14 protein-coding genes are annotated in these 16666 nt (G+C 46.0%); 9 read left to right on the plus strand and 5 right to left on the minus strand.

The window, feature by feature from the left end:
- Positions 1–33: 33 nt before the first annotated feature.
- The 4 genes from AC3WRW_RS05450 to AC3WRW_RS05465 form a co-directional block, all read right to left on the minus strand.
- Positions 34–3753, minus strand: coding sequence for an alpha-L-fucosidase (locus AC3WRW_RS05450; RefSeq protein WP_492545334.1), 3720 nt, complete (start codon positions 3751–3753; stop codon positions 34–36).
- A 471-nt stretch (positions 3754–4224) separates the two neighbouring features.
- Positions 4225–5385 carry an FtsW/RodA/SpoVE family cell cycle protein gene (locus AC3WRW_RS05455; RefSeq protein ID WP_492545335.1) on the minus strand — a complete coding sequence of 387 codons (1161 nt, stop codon included), beginning with the start codon at positions 5383–5385 and terminating at the stop codon, positions 4225–4227.
- Entirely contained in the window at positions 5306–5542 is a 237-nt protein-coding gene (locus AC3WRW_RS05460; protein ID WP_492545336.1) for a permease prefix domain 1-containing protein, read from the minus strand. Before AC3WRW_RS05460 ends, AC3WRW_RS05455 begins: the two co-directional genes overlap by 80 nt.
- The gene (locus AC3WRW_RS05465; protein ID WP_492545337.1) at positions 5539–5871 is read right to left on the minus strand and encodes a PadR family transcriptional regulator; all 333 of its coding nucleotides are present in this window, start codon (positions 5869–5871) and stop codon (positions 5539–5541) included. Before AC3WRW_RS05465 ends, AC3WRW_RS05460 begins: the two co-directional genes overlap by 4 nt.
- 156 nt (positions 5872–6027) lie before the next feature.
- On the opposite strand from AC3WRW_RS05465, the gene AC3WRW_RS05470 reads away from it, so the two are divergent.
- Positions 6028–6717 (plus strand): metal-dependent hydrolase, encoded by a 690-nt coding sequence (locus tag AC3WRW_RS05470; protein WP_492545338.1) that lies wholly within the window; start codon positions 6028–6030, stop codon positions 6715–6717.
- 20 nt (positions 6718–6737) lie between these two features.
- On the plus strand, positions 6738–7040 hold the full coding sequence (locus AC3WRW_RS05475) for a Dabb family protein (RefSeq protein ID WP_492545339.1): 303 nt from the start codon (positions 6738–6740) through the stop codon (positions 7038–7040).
- Between the two features lie 645 nt (positions 7041–7685).
- On the opposite strand, the gene AC3WRW_RS05480 is transcribed toward AC3WRW_RS05475, so the two are convergent.
- A complete protein-coding gene (locus AC3WRW_RS05480; RefSeq protein ID WP_492545340.1) occupies positions 7686–8072 on the minus strand; it encodes a helix-turn-helix domain-containing protein in 387 nt (128 codons plus the stop codon).
- Positions 8073–8391: 319 nt separating this feature from the next.
- Between AC3WRW_RS05480 and AC3WRW_RS05485 the strand changes: the two genes are divergently transcribed.
- The 7 genes from AC3WRW_RS05485 (at position 8392) to AC3WRW_RS05515 (ending at position 16653) form a co-directional block, all read left to right on the plus strand.
- Positions 8392–8604, plus strand: coding sequence for a helix-turn-helix domain-containing protein (locus AC3WRW_RS05485; protein WP_171683552.1), 213 nt, complete (start codon positions 8392–8394; stop codon positions 8602–8604).
- A gap of 286 nt (positions 8605–8890) precedes the next feature.
- The gene (locus AC3WRW_RS05490; protein WP_492545341.1) at positions 8891–10675 is read left to right on the plus strand and encodes a sensor histidine kinase; all 1785 of its coding nucleotides are present in this window, start codon (positions 8891–8893) and stop codon (positions 10673–10675) included.
- A complete protein-coding gene (locus AC3WRW_RS05495; protein WP_492545342.1) occupies positions 10647–12245 on the plus strand; it encodes a response regulator in 1599 nt (532 codons plus the stop codon). Before AC3WRW_RS05490 ends, AC3WRW_RS05495 begins: the two co-directional genes overlap by 29 nt.
- A 210-nt stretch (positions 12246–12455) precedes the next feature.
- On the plus strand, positions 12456–13349 hold the full coding sequence (locus AC3WRW_RS05500) for a carbohydrate ABC transporter permease (protein WP_492545343.1): 894 nt from the start codon (positions 12456–12458) through the stop codon (positions 13347–13349).
- Between the two features lie 18 nt (positions 13350–13367).
- Positions 13368–14198 (plus strand): carbohydrate ABC transporter permease, encoded by an 831-nt coding sequence (locus tag AC3WRW_RS05505; RefSeq protein ID WP_492545344.1) that lies wholly within the window; start codon positions 13368–13370, stop codon positions 14196–14198.
- Between the two features lie 111 nt (positions 14199–14309).
- Positions 14310–15638 (plus strand): ABC transporter substrate-binding protein, encoded by a 1329-nt coding sequence (locus tag AC3WRW_RS05510; protein WP_492545345.1) that lies wholly within the window; start codon positions 14310–14312, stop codon positions 15636–15638.
- A 97-nt stretch (positions 15639–15735) separates the two neighbouring features.
- The gene (locus AC3WRW_RS05515) at positions 15736–16653 is read left to right on the plus strand and encodes a dihydrodipicolinate synthase family protein (RefSeq protein ID WP_492545346.1); all 918 of its coding nucleotides are present in this window, start codon (positions 15736–15738) and stop codon (positions 16651–16653) included.
- Positions 16654–16666: the final 13 nt, after the last annotated feature.

Raw genomic sequence — 16666 nt, forward strand, 5'->3', positions numbered from 1 at the left:
CCGCCATGCATGGGTTGCATGGCGGGTACACAATTATACTTCTTCCAGAATCATCCTAGCCAAAAGTGCAAGATCGGCAATGTCAATTTTGCCGTCCCCATTGAAATCCATGTGCTTGATTCGTTCCCAATCCGGATCGCTGGAATCTTTGCCATACTCCTTGGCCAACAGGGCCAGGTCTCCGATGGAAATTGTTCCATTACCGTTCAAATCGCCCGGTTTTGTGTCTACATGAGTGATTGTGACGTTGTGCGTTATGGCCTGCAGCTCCGATTCCTTTCCGTCACTGGCTGCGATGACTGCCTTGGATAGGGTGAATACGGCTTCTGCCGGTGCCTTCTCGCTAACCGGTTTGGTTAAGAAATTCAACTTCAGCAAATCCCCATCTGCGCTCACCGCATGAGCCGCGCCTAAACTCGCCGCCAGAATCCGGATTTGGCCGTTCCCTGCCTTTTTATCGATGATTTGAATGCCTTCATGCAGCGGCTCGGCAGATACAAAGTCCGCTTTCAACGGATCATAGGTGAACGTTACATCTTCCGCGTAGATCGCTTCGGACACACTGCTTAATCCAAAAGTCAGAGACAACGGTTGACCGGATATGACGCTAGCGGGACCTGTTAAAGTCGCTCCCACGAATTGCGAATCGCCAACTTGAACGATATTCGACGGACCGCTTTCCACGCCATTTACCGTTTGAGTGACATAATACCCCGCTGCCACCGGCACCGATGTGAATTGAAGGGTTTGGGAAGCATCATGTTCATCCACAACTTGATTCGATCGATTATACAGCTTTAATCGGGCTGTATCCATCGCATTACGCACAGTTATGGTTCCCGCTCCATTTGTAATCGTAACGGCTTTGGGAGCTACGATCACTTTTCTTGAAGCTTCCAGTGCGCTTGTACCCTCTTCGTTTTTAACGTTGTAAGTTACCGTGTAAATGCCCGGATTGCTTGTATCGAGTGCGGCAGGATTTACACGGAGCTGATCTGAAATATCCCCGTACTTATAATCGATCGCTGTCGCTCCCGCATCCGTATACGTATCCCCAGCCACGATTTTCACGGTTTTATCCCCAAGAATTGTAATGACCGGCTTGATTGAGGATGCTTGATAGTTAAATACTTTGAAATCGTTGATGGTTGGACCGTGCAGGGGCTCAGTTCGCACAGTAAGAATGTACAGCCTTACTTTGGAAGAAGTAACCGGCTGTTCGAGCGTGATTACTTTGCCCGACCCAATCGTTGTGCCCGTGTAGGCGTCCTTCCATTGCCCGCCGTCATCATACTGAATTTTGTAGCTCGTTACCCGGGGCACATGGGCGTCGTCATCGTACCATTCATCAATCAGCAAACTATTAAAGGTTGTCTGGCTGCCAAAGTTCACTTCCAGCCACCAGCCATCCGGCCTGTTTTCATCGGGCGTTGCCCATCTCGTGCCGGGATCCCCGTCTACGGCTTTGGCTGCGCTGTATGAGGCGCTCCATTGCGTGTTGGCGCTGGCAGGTTTGTTTAGAGCCAGGTCCGGCGAGGCACCTTGATAGTTATACACTTTGAGATCGTTGATGGTCGGACCGCGGACAGGCTGGGTCCGTACCGAAAGAATGTTTAGCCTTACCTTGGACGAGGTAACCGGTTGATCGAGCGTAATCATCTTGCCTGCGCCAATCGTCGTGCCCGTGTAGGCGTCCTTCCATTGTCCACCGTCGTCATACTGAATTTTGTAGTTCGTTATCCGGGGCATATGATCGTCGTCATCGAACCATTCATCAATCAGCAAACTGTTAAAGGTTGTTTGGCTGCCAAAGTTCACTTCCAGCCACCAGCCATCGGGTCTGATCGCATCGGGCGTTGCCCATCTGGTGCCGGGATCCCCGTCTACCGCTTTCGCCGCGCTGTATGAGGAACTGTACTGCACGTTCGCGCTTGCAGGTTTGTTTAGCGCAAGGTCCGGCAAGGAAGCGAAAGGAGAGGGGAATCCTTGCGGATCTCCGGCCACATCGATCACAATGACGGAGTCAATGTCATTCGGGGCGCCGGTCGGAACGGATATTTCGAGATCGTCGGCTTTCATCGAATAAGATAAAGATTCCCCCGGTTTATTCAAGAGATTGACATGGTTGATTCTGTTCGCCAGCTTAGGAACTTCCAGCTTCCCGTTTGCCGGCCAATCCATCACATGCAGATACACTTTGCCCGGCTTTGTCGTGACGTATCCCCACGAAGGCTTGGACGAGAATACATTCGGCTTAGTTCCATAGATGCTCTCGCCGAAGACATCAAGCCATTTGCCTACTGCGGTCAACCGGTCGATGCTTTGATCCGGGATCAGCCCATTGGCCATCGGACCGATATTCAATAAATAGTTGCCGCCTTTGGATGAAGTGCTGACCAGCTCCGTGACCAAGGTTTTGGCCGATTTATAGCTGTCCCACGATCTGTAGCCCCAAGAATCGGCGATGGTTTGGCACGTTTCCCAGGGATAGGGCAAACCGTTTGCCGGAATTGTTCTCTCCGGTGTGCCGTAATCGCCGTCGTCTTCCTCTTTTTTCCCGACCCGGTTGTTGATAACCAGATCGTTTTTGATCGTCCGGAGATATTTATACAAATCTCTGCCGTCCTGTTTGGTCCACCAGCTGTTCCATTCCCCATCAAACCATAAGAGAGCCGGGTCATATTTTTCAATTAATTCGCGCAGTTGAGCTTTCATCTCCGACACATATTGGTCCTTCATCCCTGGCTTCATATTATTAGAGAATTGGCCTGTGTTATCTTGGGCGGGATGGGACCAGTCCATAATGGAGTAGTAGAAGCCGAATTTGATTCCTTGTTTTTTGGCTTCCTTGGACAGGTCAAGCATTGGATCCTTGCCATAAGCGCTCGTATTCACAATGCTCCAATCTTTGAAATGGTTGACCTGCGTATCGAACATGCTGAAGCCGTCGTGATGCTTGGATGTAATGACAACATATTGCTGCCCGGCCTTCTTCATGAGGTCGACCCAATCTTTTGCGTTAAACTGGGTGGGATTCAACGGCTGAACGGCCTGTGCCAAATAGTCGTCTTTCGGAATACGCATATTGCTCATAATCCATTCGGAATCTCCGCTCGTGCGAACCCCATTGTAAGTTCCTGCAAGGACCGAGTAAGCTCCCCAATGAATGAACTGGCCGAAGCGGGCGTCTTGGAACCATTTCATCCTTTCGGTTTTACCGGCTTCCGTTTCATTGTCGGGATTTTTGCCAAATACAAACCAGCTTATGCTGACATCGGCTGAATCGGAAAATACCAGATACACATCATGCTTCTCGAAAACAGGGGAGATCGACGCATACTGTTCCTTATAAACGCCTCCGGTGGCGGAGAGATTCAAAGTGCCAATCAGCTTCCCATTTGGCGAGTCGATTCTAATGTCTACGGATTTTCCGCTAGAGGACGACAGCACCGCCATCATGTAGTCAATAGTTCCATTGCCAAAATCTACTGAACTATACTTGACCCAATTTCCGATTCCGTTGGAACGTATGCTTTCGCCGTCAGGGGCAAGATCTTTTTCGGTGATAATATTGCCGGATTTGTCTGTGTAGGTTTGCGCATGAATAATTTGCACAGGAGAAGGGGCGACGTTACTTTGCGATAGCGACTTAGCAGGTACATGTTCAGAAGCCATTACGTTCAGCGTAATACCGGACATCAGAAGAGCAGCGACTAGTGTAGCAGCCGTTTTCTTTATTCGTCTCAATAACAACTCGATAGCCTCCTAAAGATCGAATTTTTCATGGATTAAAGCGCTTCCAAATCAAGGTCAATTGCTTACCCAAAAATCGAAACCATCTAATTAGCCACCTCCTCGGGGTTACAAGTAAAATATATACGATATATTTTATTGAAAATATAGAAAATTTTATTATATTAGTTTAATATTTACAGGTGTTAGAGTTCATAAGTAAAGAGGAGTGGTTTCTCGAATCATAATGGAAGCTTATCAATAAATCTTAGCGTGCCGGTTCGATTTCCGCTATGCGGTAAATCTATGATTTGTTCCACTTTTGTGATACACATGGAATTTGGAAGGGATTAGCCAAATGGCAGCGGGCATTGCCCAAGCGGACGAGGAAGTATTTCTCGAGTTAGTTAAGCCGATGTGCATGGTAAAGGAGGGCAGCACGCAGTGGATTGAGCCGCGCTTGTGCTGCCGGATCGACGACGTTTCGGGGGTTTATCGCACGAAAATTAGATTCTTTCGCCTATATACGTTTAAGATAACTCCAATTGCTGCAAAGTGAATGATGACCAAAGCACCATTATAACTAATAAATGGCAGTGTAAACGAGCCCAATGGGGCCAACCCCAGACTCATCATCATGTTCCACATAAACTGTATGGAAAATAAGGTCAGAAGGCTCGATACCATTGCTTTCCCATACTTTTCTTTCACGTTGGTGCAAATTGACAAAGCGCGAAAGATGAATAGAATCACCGCCATAAAAATAAAGATACCTGCAGCCCAACCGAAGCAATAGATGAGAAAGCTAAACATCATTTCATCATGAAGGTTAGGCAAGGATTTCAGAGGCGATCCAAAACCTTGCCCCCACCAACCGGCAGAAACAATGGCTTTTTTGGATTGAATAATCATATAGTTCAACTGATTATCTGGCAAAAAGAAAGCTTTTAGCCTTCCCATGCGATAAGAGAGTTGACTTAAAATGAAAATAAACAATGAGATAAGGAAAATGAACAAATGAGATAATAGAATAACGCGATGTTTTTTTAAGACAAGAAGCATAACGAGGCTCCCAATGAAAAATAAAACAAAGTCCGTAATTGAGGGAGCAGCTAGTAACAGCACACTAGGCAGCCAGACAGTAGCGATATTCTTACAAATGACTCGTGTATATGTTTGAGTTAAAGTCTCTGTTTTCAATGTTTCCCGTTGTTGAGTCCAAATACCCGCCAGAGCTATAAGCAGTAAATAAGGCGAGAGGGAAACGATGTTAACTCCTATTGTACTGTAGATTTGTATATGGCCTTTTGCACCATTGACCGTCGACCCTGTATTCAAGCTGTAAAGCATAATGACGATAGTACCAATATAAAGCATCCATGAATATTTGGCCCATTTACGATAGTTTGTAAAGCTTAGAATAAGCATAAGCACCACTCCAATACAGACATAAACAATCTGTCTCAAGCCTATGGAAGCGAAACCTACCCGGGCAGAAAGAGAAGCTTGTGCAGCATAGACAGCAAACAGTCCTAATACAACGAAAACCGATAACAGAGAAAATAACTTCCAATCAAAAAGAGGGCGATGCACCTTGGAGACCAATGATCTCAGGAGAACCCATTTGGCTAATTGATTCTCTGATCGCGTCATCCATGTCTGTTCCACCTTCTAATTTCTCTTGGATTAAATCCTCAAGATGGTTTTCTAGTTCCATTTTTACTTCTTTATGGACTTCTCTTGCTTTGATATGAGAACAGACTTCGTTCAAAAAGAAGCGGATTTCGTCATGATGTCGTATTGCATTCATACGCCGCCCTCCCCTAAAACACGATCGATTGTGTTTCGAAAGAGCGACCATTCTTCCCTTTTCAGATGAAGCTCATCTTTGCCCATTTTCGTAATCCGATAATATTTCCGCTTACGTCCCTCATGCTCGTCCCAATAAGCTTCCACGTATTTCTCCGATTCAAGCATATGAAGGATGGGATATAAGGTGCCTTCTTTTAGTGTAAAGACGCCGTCCGTGTGAGTTTCCATCTCTTTTGTCATTTCATAGCCATACATATCTTTTCGATTCAAAAGCGTGAGGATTAAGATGACCGTGCTTCCCTTCATTAATTCCTTATTAATTTTCATTAGAATCTCCTCTTATATGTATGTATTCGATGCATCGTATATCTATATATTAGTATAGATGAAGCATTTCAACTTGGCAAATAAAGTATGATAAAATAGTTATTGAACCAATGGAAGAATAAAAAATTACGAGATAACCAAAGGAGCGATTATGACATGGATATTATTTTTCACGGACAAAGCTGTGTAGAGATTCGATTGCAGGAGCATACGCTTATCATCGATCCTTTTTTGAACCATAATCCTCAAGCTGTCGTGAAGGCAGAAGACATCAAGGCGGATTACATCCTCGTTACGCACGGTCATGGCGATCACGTAGGGGATACGCTCGAAATTGCGAAGCGGAATGAGGCTACCGTTATTGGTCCTAACGACTTGGCCAGATACCTAGGCTTTCAAGGGGCAAAGACCCATGGCATGGGGATTGGCGGGGAGTTTGCGTTTCCTTTTGGCAAGGTGAAAATGACGCTGGCGCTGCACGATTCTTCCTATAATCCGCCCGGAACGACAGAAAATATTTATACGGGCATGGCCAGCGGGTTCCTCATTAAGGCAGAGGGGAAAACGATCTACCATGCAGGGGACACAGCGCTGTTTGGGGATATGCAATTAATCGGCAAATTGAATGAGATTGATCTTGCGTTCCTGCCGATTGGCGATAACTACACGATGGGGCCTCGCGATGCGGTGATCGCAGCCCAGTTCTTACAAGCCAAAACGGTCATTCCGATGCACTACAACACATTCCCGGTCATCGAGCAAAATCCGCATGCTTATGTGGAAGGCCTGGCTGCCGAAGGCATAAAAGGGCTTGTTCTCGAGGCTGGCAAACACGTCACGTTGTAAGAGAGGAGCTGTCCAGCGCGATGTTTGAGCATTTGGTTTGTTTCAGATTTAAAGAGGCTTTAGCTGCACAGAAAGAACAGGAACTGATCGAGATGTTATTGTCTTTTAAAGGCAGAATACCCGGCATTGTTGAAATTACGGCAGGCGCGAATGAAACGGAAGAAACAGACAATGTCCAGGGCTATACGCTGGGATTACGGGTGACTTTCGAGGATCGCGAATCTTTGCGGCAGTATGGTCCTCACCCTGTGCATCAGGAATTCGTGAAATCGATAGCCGGCATCATTGATAATGTGATCGTTATCGACTACCCGGTACGGTAACAAAAAGAAGGGACATGGCATGCTACTGCCGGTCCCTTCTTTTTTTGTGACGGAAGGCTAGTTTCATTGCCTCGGCAGGCAGGGAGGGGAACTCGTGGACACTTGGGGACACTCAGAGGCACTATTTTGCCAGGAACAGCTCTTTGGGCAGGGGGAGGGGAACTCGAGACCGCTATTTCACCATTTTGAGCAGCCAAGTGGATGATTGAGCAGAAATAAGACCCTGGAGTTCCTCTCGGGCGCCTGGAATTCAGCTTTTCGCTGAAATAAGGGAATGGAGTTCCCTTTACTAAGGTGGGGAGGCATTCATGTTTGGGATAAGCACGCAAAAGATCGCCCGAACTGCCCGGCGATTCTTGCTCAGTCGGTAGCGCAGTCGCTGTTCTCACTAACGGACAGAGAGGCTCTTATTCGATGGAAAAGGTCCTTTTTGGACAGGCAACGGACACCATCGCTGTTACTTGCTCGCTTTGGGACTGATTTCGCCCCGAAATCGGCAAATAAGGTTTCTGGTGTCCTTTTTAGTAGAGACACGCCTCTGTTCGCGAATATAACGGCCGCTGTGTCCGAAGCGCGATGTGGCATCCCATTTTTTCATCTCGTTTTTCCACGAACAGCCCCCCACACACTTGAATCAGGGTAAGCTTACAGCTCATTCTTCGCTTCTTGCCGCTGCTTCCAGAACAGCACGGTCAGCATCCGCTCGACCCATTCCTTGTCTTCGTCCGTTAGCAGATGCCCATCGAACATAAGCTCATTCTCGCGCAGGAATCGGCGCAAATTCACGGGATTGCTCTGGAATTTTTCCATGGATGGCGATGATTCCAAATATCCCGCAATATCCATAAGCTCGGAATACGACGTATTGAGCCCTTCGGAAAGCTTCATCAGCACCTCGGGCGACGGGATGCCACGATTGCCGTTTTCTAATTGGGAGATGTACGCCGCGGAAACGCCGGAACGGTCAGCCAGCTCCCGAAGGGTGAAACCTTTTAATTTACGCAAATCTCTTAATTTATCATAGAAGTACATTATTTTCCCCCTCAACCTATGAAAAGTAAACAGTAGTAAACATTTTAATAATACCAGTATACTTTAGTTATTTCAATAACTGGAAATCTGGAAAGGTTTGAAATATACGTTACTTTAAGTAAACATTTTTGGTTACAATAGTTAAATGACGTGATATAATTGAAATTAAGGGAACAAAATGGGAACACTTGTTGCGAAACGCTGAGTGAGGAGATTACACACGGTTGATTGATCCGAAATGGAACCATGTAATCCGAAGTAACGCTATGAAACGAAATTTGCAAATGTAAACAGATGTATGAAGGGGGACAACAGGAATATGAAGATAAAGGCAAATACGGATGCATTCATGAAGGCAAGAATTATTAAAGGCTATTCACAGAGAGAGTTAGCGAAGCATTCAGGTCTAAGCCACTCCTATATTTCCTTGCTGGAAAGATCGCATAAATCGGTGGGACCTGCGACAGCCAAGAAATTGTGCGATTTGTTAGGCAAGGATTTTGAGGAAATGTTTCGAATTGAATCGTTATGATTTGTTCCTTTAGGAATATCATAGACGTCATTTCTGCGCTATTTTGCCCCCTAATCCTTCTGCACTTCCTTCGTTCTTAACCGCATTTCCAATCCAACCGTACATGTTCATGGAAAAATGGGATCTCACGCATGCAGATTGAAATTGTGCCATTGTGCTTAGTGTGGTAGACTTCACCTAAAAGTCGCTCTTCGTTGGTTGGATTCTCAATACGGAGAATTAGGGGAAGCATACAGGTAAATCTTAAGCAGAGTGGGGTCACGCCATGCAATGGGTGAGAAAATCAATGCAGCGCTGGAATTCGATACATAACCAGATTCTTTTTTTCATTCTGTTGTTTCTCATTATTCCACTGTTTATAAGCACATTTTGGATCGATAAGCCGTTAGAGCGCGTGATAGAGAATAAAATCGGCAACGCTACATCCGAAGCTTTGTATCAGATCGATTTCAATCTGGAGTTATTGCTGCAAGATATGCTAAGATCTGCAGTCGACATCTCAACCAACCCGAATATTACGTCTCTGCTCAAACATCCGGATTCCGTTACGTATTATGAGAAGCTGCGGATTGCCGATAATGCAATGAACAAGCTATATACGTCCTATTTTTCGGAGAGCTATGTGACTTTGCTCGATATGCACGGCAACTGGATAAGCAACAAAATTGTCCAGCAGGATTTGTATAATGAATATATTCAATCCGATTGGTATAAAGAGATGCTCAAAGAACCGTTTGGCATTAGCTGGATGGCGAACGATAGCCGTAACTATATTTATTATGACAAGAGCCAGATCGTGACGCTGATTAAAACTATCACCGATGTGCAGACCAATCAAAATATCGGCATTGAGCTTTTTAGCGTGAACGAAAGCGATTTGCGCAAGTATATCTCGAAATTGGACGGAAACGTCATGATCATGGATCATCAAGGGAAAATTATTTCCAGCTCCGTGAAAGAAGGCATGGACCCGATAAAGGTTCTGCCGGAGGATATTTCCGGTGTATGGAACTCGTCCAAAGGGCAATTGATCGTTGACAAGGATCATAAGAAATGGATCGCCAGTTTCGATACCATCGGATTGACGGGTTGGAAGTTAATACAGTTTATACCTTACGATACGGTGTTTAAAGAAATATTTGTTTTGCGCAGAACGAATATGTTTACGGTCGGTGTCATTGTGGTCGTCTTTATGCTGCTTGCGTTCAGCATCTCTTATCGGGTATCCAAGCCGGTCAAGCTGTTAAATAAACGAATGAAAGAAATAGAGAAGAATGATTTTAACAGCTCGCTGTCCCTATCGGGGCCCAATGAAATTGCTACGCTTATCGATACCTATAATCACATGGCCAGACAAATTCGGGACCTGCTTCAGCGGTTGAAGGACGAATATGTTCAAAAAGAGGAGATGCGCTTTCGCGCGCTGCAGGCGCAAATTAATCCGCATTTCATTTTGAATACGTTGAACAATATTAAATGGATGGCTTATATTCGCAATGACCGGGAGGTCGGGGAGATGCTGTCTTCCCTGGGAAGTATCATGGAAGCAAGTATCGGAAGAGGGGAAACGCTGATCTCGCTCAAAGAGGAAATGGACTATGTCCAGCATTATATTACCCTTATGAAATTAAGATATAACGATAAACTGACTGTCGAGTTTCATATCCCCGAGCCGTTAATGAAGCAGGAAGCCATCAAATTCATGCTGCAGCCCATCATCGAGAACAGCATTCTCCATGGGATCGAACAGATGGAAGGGAGAGGCGTTATTGCCATCAAGGCTGTGGCGGAACAAGATCAACTGATATTAACCGTGACCGACAATGGTTCGGGCATCCCTCCAGACAAAATAGATGAAATCAATCGCTGTTTGCTCCAAGGACAAGGACAAGCCCCATCGCAAAGCATCGGGATCATGAATGTGCATGAGCGTATCAGGCTTCAATACGGCGAAGGGTACGGTTTGCATATCCAAAGCAAGGCGAACGAGACGACGGTCGAGTTCAAATTGCCGCTCAAAACGATAGAAGAAGGGAACGCTTATGCATCTGAAAGTACTGCTGGTAGATGACGAATTTTTGGTTCGATTAGGCATAAAATCATTGATTGACTGGGAGCAGCATCAGTTGATCTATGTCGGGGATGCGCAGGATGGACTGGAAGCGTTGGAGATTATCGAAAAGACGAAGCCCGACATCATCCTTACCGACATCGTCATGCCTAGAATGAACGGGATTGAGCTGATTGAGAAAGTAAAGAGCGAGTATCCGGATACGCACATCATCGTGCTTAGCAGTCATAATGATTATGAATATGTGCGAAAAGCGATGAAATTAGGCGTAGAAGACTATATCCTGAAAGCTTCATTAAAGCCGGAGGAACTTCTGCAAATGCTGCTCGAGGTTTCGAAGAAAATTGCATCAAGCCGGGAGGTTAGGCAGCGCCAAATCGATTCAAAGCCCGCGGCGGAACCTAGTGACAATAGGTTGTCGCGGCAGTTGAAGGATTGGATCTATCAGGGGAATGCAGCGCTCCAAGAGAACGGGATGAAGGAAGAAGAAAAGGCTTACTTTGTGAATGGCTATGTTTTTGTGCTGATAACCATTCACCGCGACCAGCATCGATCCCATCGTTCAGACAAGCAAAAGCTGATGAATCTTCTTGCCATACAGCTGAATAAGAACACAGATGCCCTGTTTCACGATGTGAGCGAAGAGGAAATCGTCCTGCTTTTTCCCAAAAAAGACGGGGTACTCCATCCCGTAGACGATGCGATCCGTTTCGCTAAGGAAATCATTGATGCCGCTAAACGTTTTATCAATCTATCTATTAGCATAGGGATCAGCGAAGAGTCTAACGGTATAGAAAGTCTGCCTGACGTGTATGCAAAGGCGAAACGAGCGCTTCAAATGTATTTTTATGAGGGCAAAGAAACAGTTTATGTATATGGGGATCACCTGGAGGACACTCAGGCGGGGAGCGTGATTACGCAAGAGGATGAGACGGTATTGAAAGTGGAGCTGGACCGGATGAACGCGGCGGGAATCAAGCACGTATTGGATCGTATTTTCGATCGTATGGAAGAGTGGAAAGGTCCTGTCGACAAGTGCATCCAGTTGTGCTTGCAGCTGCTGCATACGATTCAGAACGGTTTAAAGCCCTACCAGGGAGATAGCTTCAAGCACCTTGAGCAGGAGGAGCCGTTATACAAACAAGTTCTGAAGCTTGATGAACTAAGCACGGCGAAGCAATGGTTTGAGCAGCTCATTGACGATTGCTGCGGTGGGAAATCCATCGGGGGAGGCAATTTCAGAGAGGATATTCAACAATTAATTCTGTATATGAAAACGAATTATAAAGAGGATATTTCTTTGAGACATGCCGCGGAAATGGTCAGAATGAGTGAAAATTATTTGAGTTTCCTGTTTAAGAAAGAAACGCAGGTCGGTTTTTCTGAATATCTCAATCAAATTCGGGTGGGGAAAGCGGCGGAATTATTGCTGGAATCCAAGCTCCCCGTGTATGCGATTGCAGAGAGGGTAGGCTATGAAAATTTCAATTATTTTGGCCGGATTTTTAAGAAAACGATGGGGGTAAGCCCTCAACAATACCGCTCGAAGTTTCAATCCTCCTTCTCGTAAGGAGGATTTTTTTATTGTTTGTCCCATCATAAAATAGTGAACAATGATCTTAAAAAAGTGAACACCCATTAAAACTGCTTATTTTTATGAACAAAACCGATAGATACGTTCCTGTTTTATAAACTTTCCGTAACCTATAATCATTTGTGTAAGCGCTATACAAGAGAAGGAAACAGCAAGATTACCAGATGACGATTTGGAGGGGTGAAGATGACGACCAAGGTTGCTAAAGCGTCGCGGTCTATTCGAGGTGAATTTTGGGGGCTCTTCTTTATAGCTCCGTTTGCCATTTTATTTCTTATTTTTGAGGTTTACCCGATTGTAAACGCCTTCTATCTGAGCTTTTTCGACTATGGGCTCGGGAAGAAGGAATGGATTGGACTTGGAAACTATGCGGAATTGATTTCAGACCGCGTCTTTCTGCGCTCCATCGCCAACACATTCGGTTTTGTTTTCGGCACGGTACCATTGACATTTATATTTGCCATCTTTGCGGCAGTGCTCATTTATGGCAAACATAAGCATATCGCCTCGTTTTTCAGGGGTGCGTTCTACTTGCCGATCATCACGTCTCAAGTCATTCTTTCCTTGATTTGGGCATGGATCTACAACCCTGTCAACGGGATTGCGAACTACGCCTTATCGCTATTCGGCGCAAAGCCGGTCATGTGGCTCTCCGATGAACGCGTTGCTTTGCTGGCGCTGATTCTAGTCGTTGTGACCTTCAACGTCGGACAACCGATTATTTTACTATTGGCTGCATTGGGTAACATATCTCCAGAGTACTATGAGGCTGCAGATATCGACGGGGCTTCGGCGCCAAGAAAGTTCTGGCATATTACGCTCCCGCTGCTCAAGCCGACATCGTTGTATATTCTGGTCATGTCTACGATATGGGCGTTTCAAACCTTCGTCGTTGTACAAATGTTAACGGGCGGCGGACCGAACTACGCGACTTCCACGATTATGTTTTTGTTATATGAAACCGCATTCGTATATGGAAAGCTGGGCTCAGCTTCGGCAATGGGCATCATTATTACTTTATTGATTTCGATTGTGGCCATCGTTCAGTTTAAGCTCATGAAGTCAGACATTCAATACTAAAGGGAGGAGTACTCACTCATGGCTAAATCATCTTTCTTGCTCATGAAGGTATTGGGGAATATCCTTCTGTATGTTTCCGCCGCGTTGTTTATCTTTCCGCTGTATTGGATGATTACCGGCGCCTTTAAGAACCAGTCTTCAAGCGTGAAGATTCCCCCCGACTGGATTCCCAGCAAAATAACGATGGCGAACTTCTCCAATCTGATCCATGAAGGTTCCATCTTTTATTGGCTGTATAACAGCGGCTTCGTCTCCGTTGTTGCCACAGTAGGCGTTGTCATCATAGCTTCAATGGCGGGTTACGCGTTGACCAAACGGAAGTTCAAAGGCTCAGAATTTTTCTTTACTGCCGTCTTGATCGCGATGTTCATTCCCAGACAAATTACACTTGTCCCTTTGTTTACGATGATGCGGGACCTTGGTCTTGTTAACAATTTGGCGAGTGCCATTTTGCCGGTGCTGACCATCCCTTTCGCGGTGTTCATGATGAAGCAGTTCAGCGAATCCGTGCCGACTGAGCTGTTGGAAGCGGGAAGAATCGACGGCTGCTCTGAAATCGGGTTGTTTTTTAAACTGTTCTTTCCGATCATTAAACCTGCCATTGGCGCACTTGCCATCTTCACATTCACGTATGCGTGGAACGATTACCTTTGGCAGCTGATCATGCTCAGCGATAAAACCAAAATGACGATCAATGTCGGGATCTCCACGCTTGTATCCGAATATGTGGCCAATTACGGGCTGCAAATGGCTGCCGCATCACTTGGTTTTATACCGGTATTCCTTATTTTCATCAGCTTCCAGAAATATTTCGTTAAAGGCATCACGCTTGGCGGTGTTAAGGGTTAAAGCCCTGTTAGCTCCTTGGATACTACTTTAGGAGGTGATCCTTCGCCGATTCGAATAAGCAGTTAGTTTTGCGGTTTTCGGTTTGATGAATGACTAATTGGAGGGGTTTACATGAAAAAGCTGGCCATTACTTTATTATCTTCCGCGATCGTTGTAACAGCTGCCGCGGGATGCGCCAAAACAGACGAGAAAAAAAATGCGGGCAACGCACCGGCTGCGACTGCAGCTTCAAAAGAAAAAGTCGAGCTTACTTGGTGGGTTGATGCCCGCGGCGATGTGAAACAGGTTTACGATGACATCAAAGCAGGATTTGAACAAGCGAATCCAAATGTGAAAATTAATATGGTTGTAACGCCGGACGACAAAATCAATGAACGGATCAGCGTCGCAGCGAATACGAACGAAGTTCCGGACATTCAGCAAGGCTCTTTCTTCTGGCCTTTGTCCTATGCGAAAAAAGGATTGCTGGTTCCGCTAGACGATATTATCGATAAGCAAGATTTTGAAGAAAAAACATTGAAAAGCGTCTCGGTAGACAACAAGGTCTATATTTATCCAAACAGCACGGTAGCTATCGGTCTCTTAGTGAATAAAGATTTATTCAAGGCGAAAGGCGCGCTCGATCTGCTTCCTCAAAACATGCAGCCGTGGTCGACCGACCAATTTTTAAAAGCGGCAAAAGCAGTGACCGATCCGTCGAAGCAAACATACGGTTACGGACTTTACGCTGGGGATTCCGGCGGCGACCAAGGCACGCACTCGATCCTATGGGGTTTTGGCGCAAAATCGTTTAATGAGGACGATACCAAGGCAACTCTGAACTCGCCGGAAGGCGCTAAAGGGCTTGAATTCTTGACCAAGCTTGTGGATGAGGGCGTTGTTCCTCCGGGAGCGGCCGGCCTTAAAGCGACTGCTGTATTCAATGATATGTTCGTGCAAGGCAAGCTTGGAATGGCGTTTGGAAACATCGGAAATTTACCGACGCTGAATAAAGCGTTTGCAGAAGGCAATGCCAAGAAATTCGATGTCGATATCGTTCCATTCCCATCTGCGGACGGGAAATCTTCCAACACGGTGTTGTTCGGTTATGGAACTTGGATGTGGAATACGAAGAACGAAGTGAAAATGAAATGGGCGAAAGAATTCGTGAAATATGCGAACAGCCCGGAAAATATGGCGAAAATGACCCAAGCGGAATCCGTCATCGTAGCGCGCAAATCGCTTGCTAAAAGCTATGAGGCAGGCACGATGAAAAGCAAAACCATCGAGCTGTTTAAATACGCCGGAGACATCGGTGTGTCCGTGCCCGGATACCCGCAAACCCGCGCAGCTTTCTACCCTGAAGTTCAAGCCGCATTGACGAAGGCGAAGACAGCTCAGCAAGCATTGGACGACTGGGTAAAGAAATCAAACGATATTATTGCAGCTTCATCTAAATAATCGGGTTATCAGTTGAAAATACGTTTCCGGTGTTAGGACAAACTCCACCATCGGAAACGTATTTTATTCAAAACAAAATCAAAGGAGAATGAATAACATGAAATCTTATAACTTGGATCGATTCAAAGGAATAACCGTAGCGATGTACTCTTGCTATGACGAGAAAGGCGAAGTCAGCACAGAAGCAGCCAAAAAATTAGCCCGTCACTATGCGTCGATTGGCGTAAATGGGTTGTATGTCGGAGGAAGCTCCGGGGAAGGCATGCTTCAATCCGTGGAGGAGCGGAAGCAAACGCTTGAGGCGGTAATGGAGGAAGTCGGCAGCGAAATGACGATTATCGCGCATGTCGGAGCGCCTTCTACACGAGATAGCGTCGAGCTCTCCAAACATGCTGAGCAAGTAGGGGCTCATGCGATTTCGGCGGTACCTTCCATCTATTACCGTTTGTCCCCGCAAAGCGTGGAACATCACTGGCAGCAGATGATTGACAGCACGTCCCTGCCGTTCATCATTTACCACATTCCCCAAACGACAGGGTTTCAATTGTCCAAAGCTTTATTGACGAAAATGGCCGCGCAAGACAAAGTCATCGGCGTGAAAATTTCTGCTGAGAGCACGTTCGAGTTACAGCAGTTCAAAGCGGCCGGAGGAGAAGATTTCCTTGTGTTTAACGGTCCGGACGAGCAGTATTTGGCAGGCCGCAGCATTGGTGCGGACGGCGGTATCGGCGGCACATACGGCGTGATGCCGGAGCTTTTTATGAAAATTGAGAAGTGCTATGTCGAAGGCAAAATGGAAGAAGCTCGCAGCTGGCAATTTATTGTGAATGAGCTGATTGCGGAATTGCTTGCGTTCCCGTCCTTGTACGGCGCTTGCAAAGCGATTCTGAAGCTGCGCGGTCTGGATACCGGCGAAGCGAGACTGCCGTTCTTGCCTGTGCCTGAAGCGGAAATGGGCCGTTTGGAAAGTATCAACAAGAAAATCATGACGTATATCAGTCAAGCTCAAGACTAATTCATAGTTGGGA

Source organism: Paenibacillus sp. FW126-R14, assembly GCF_058789495.1.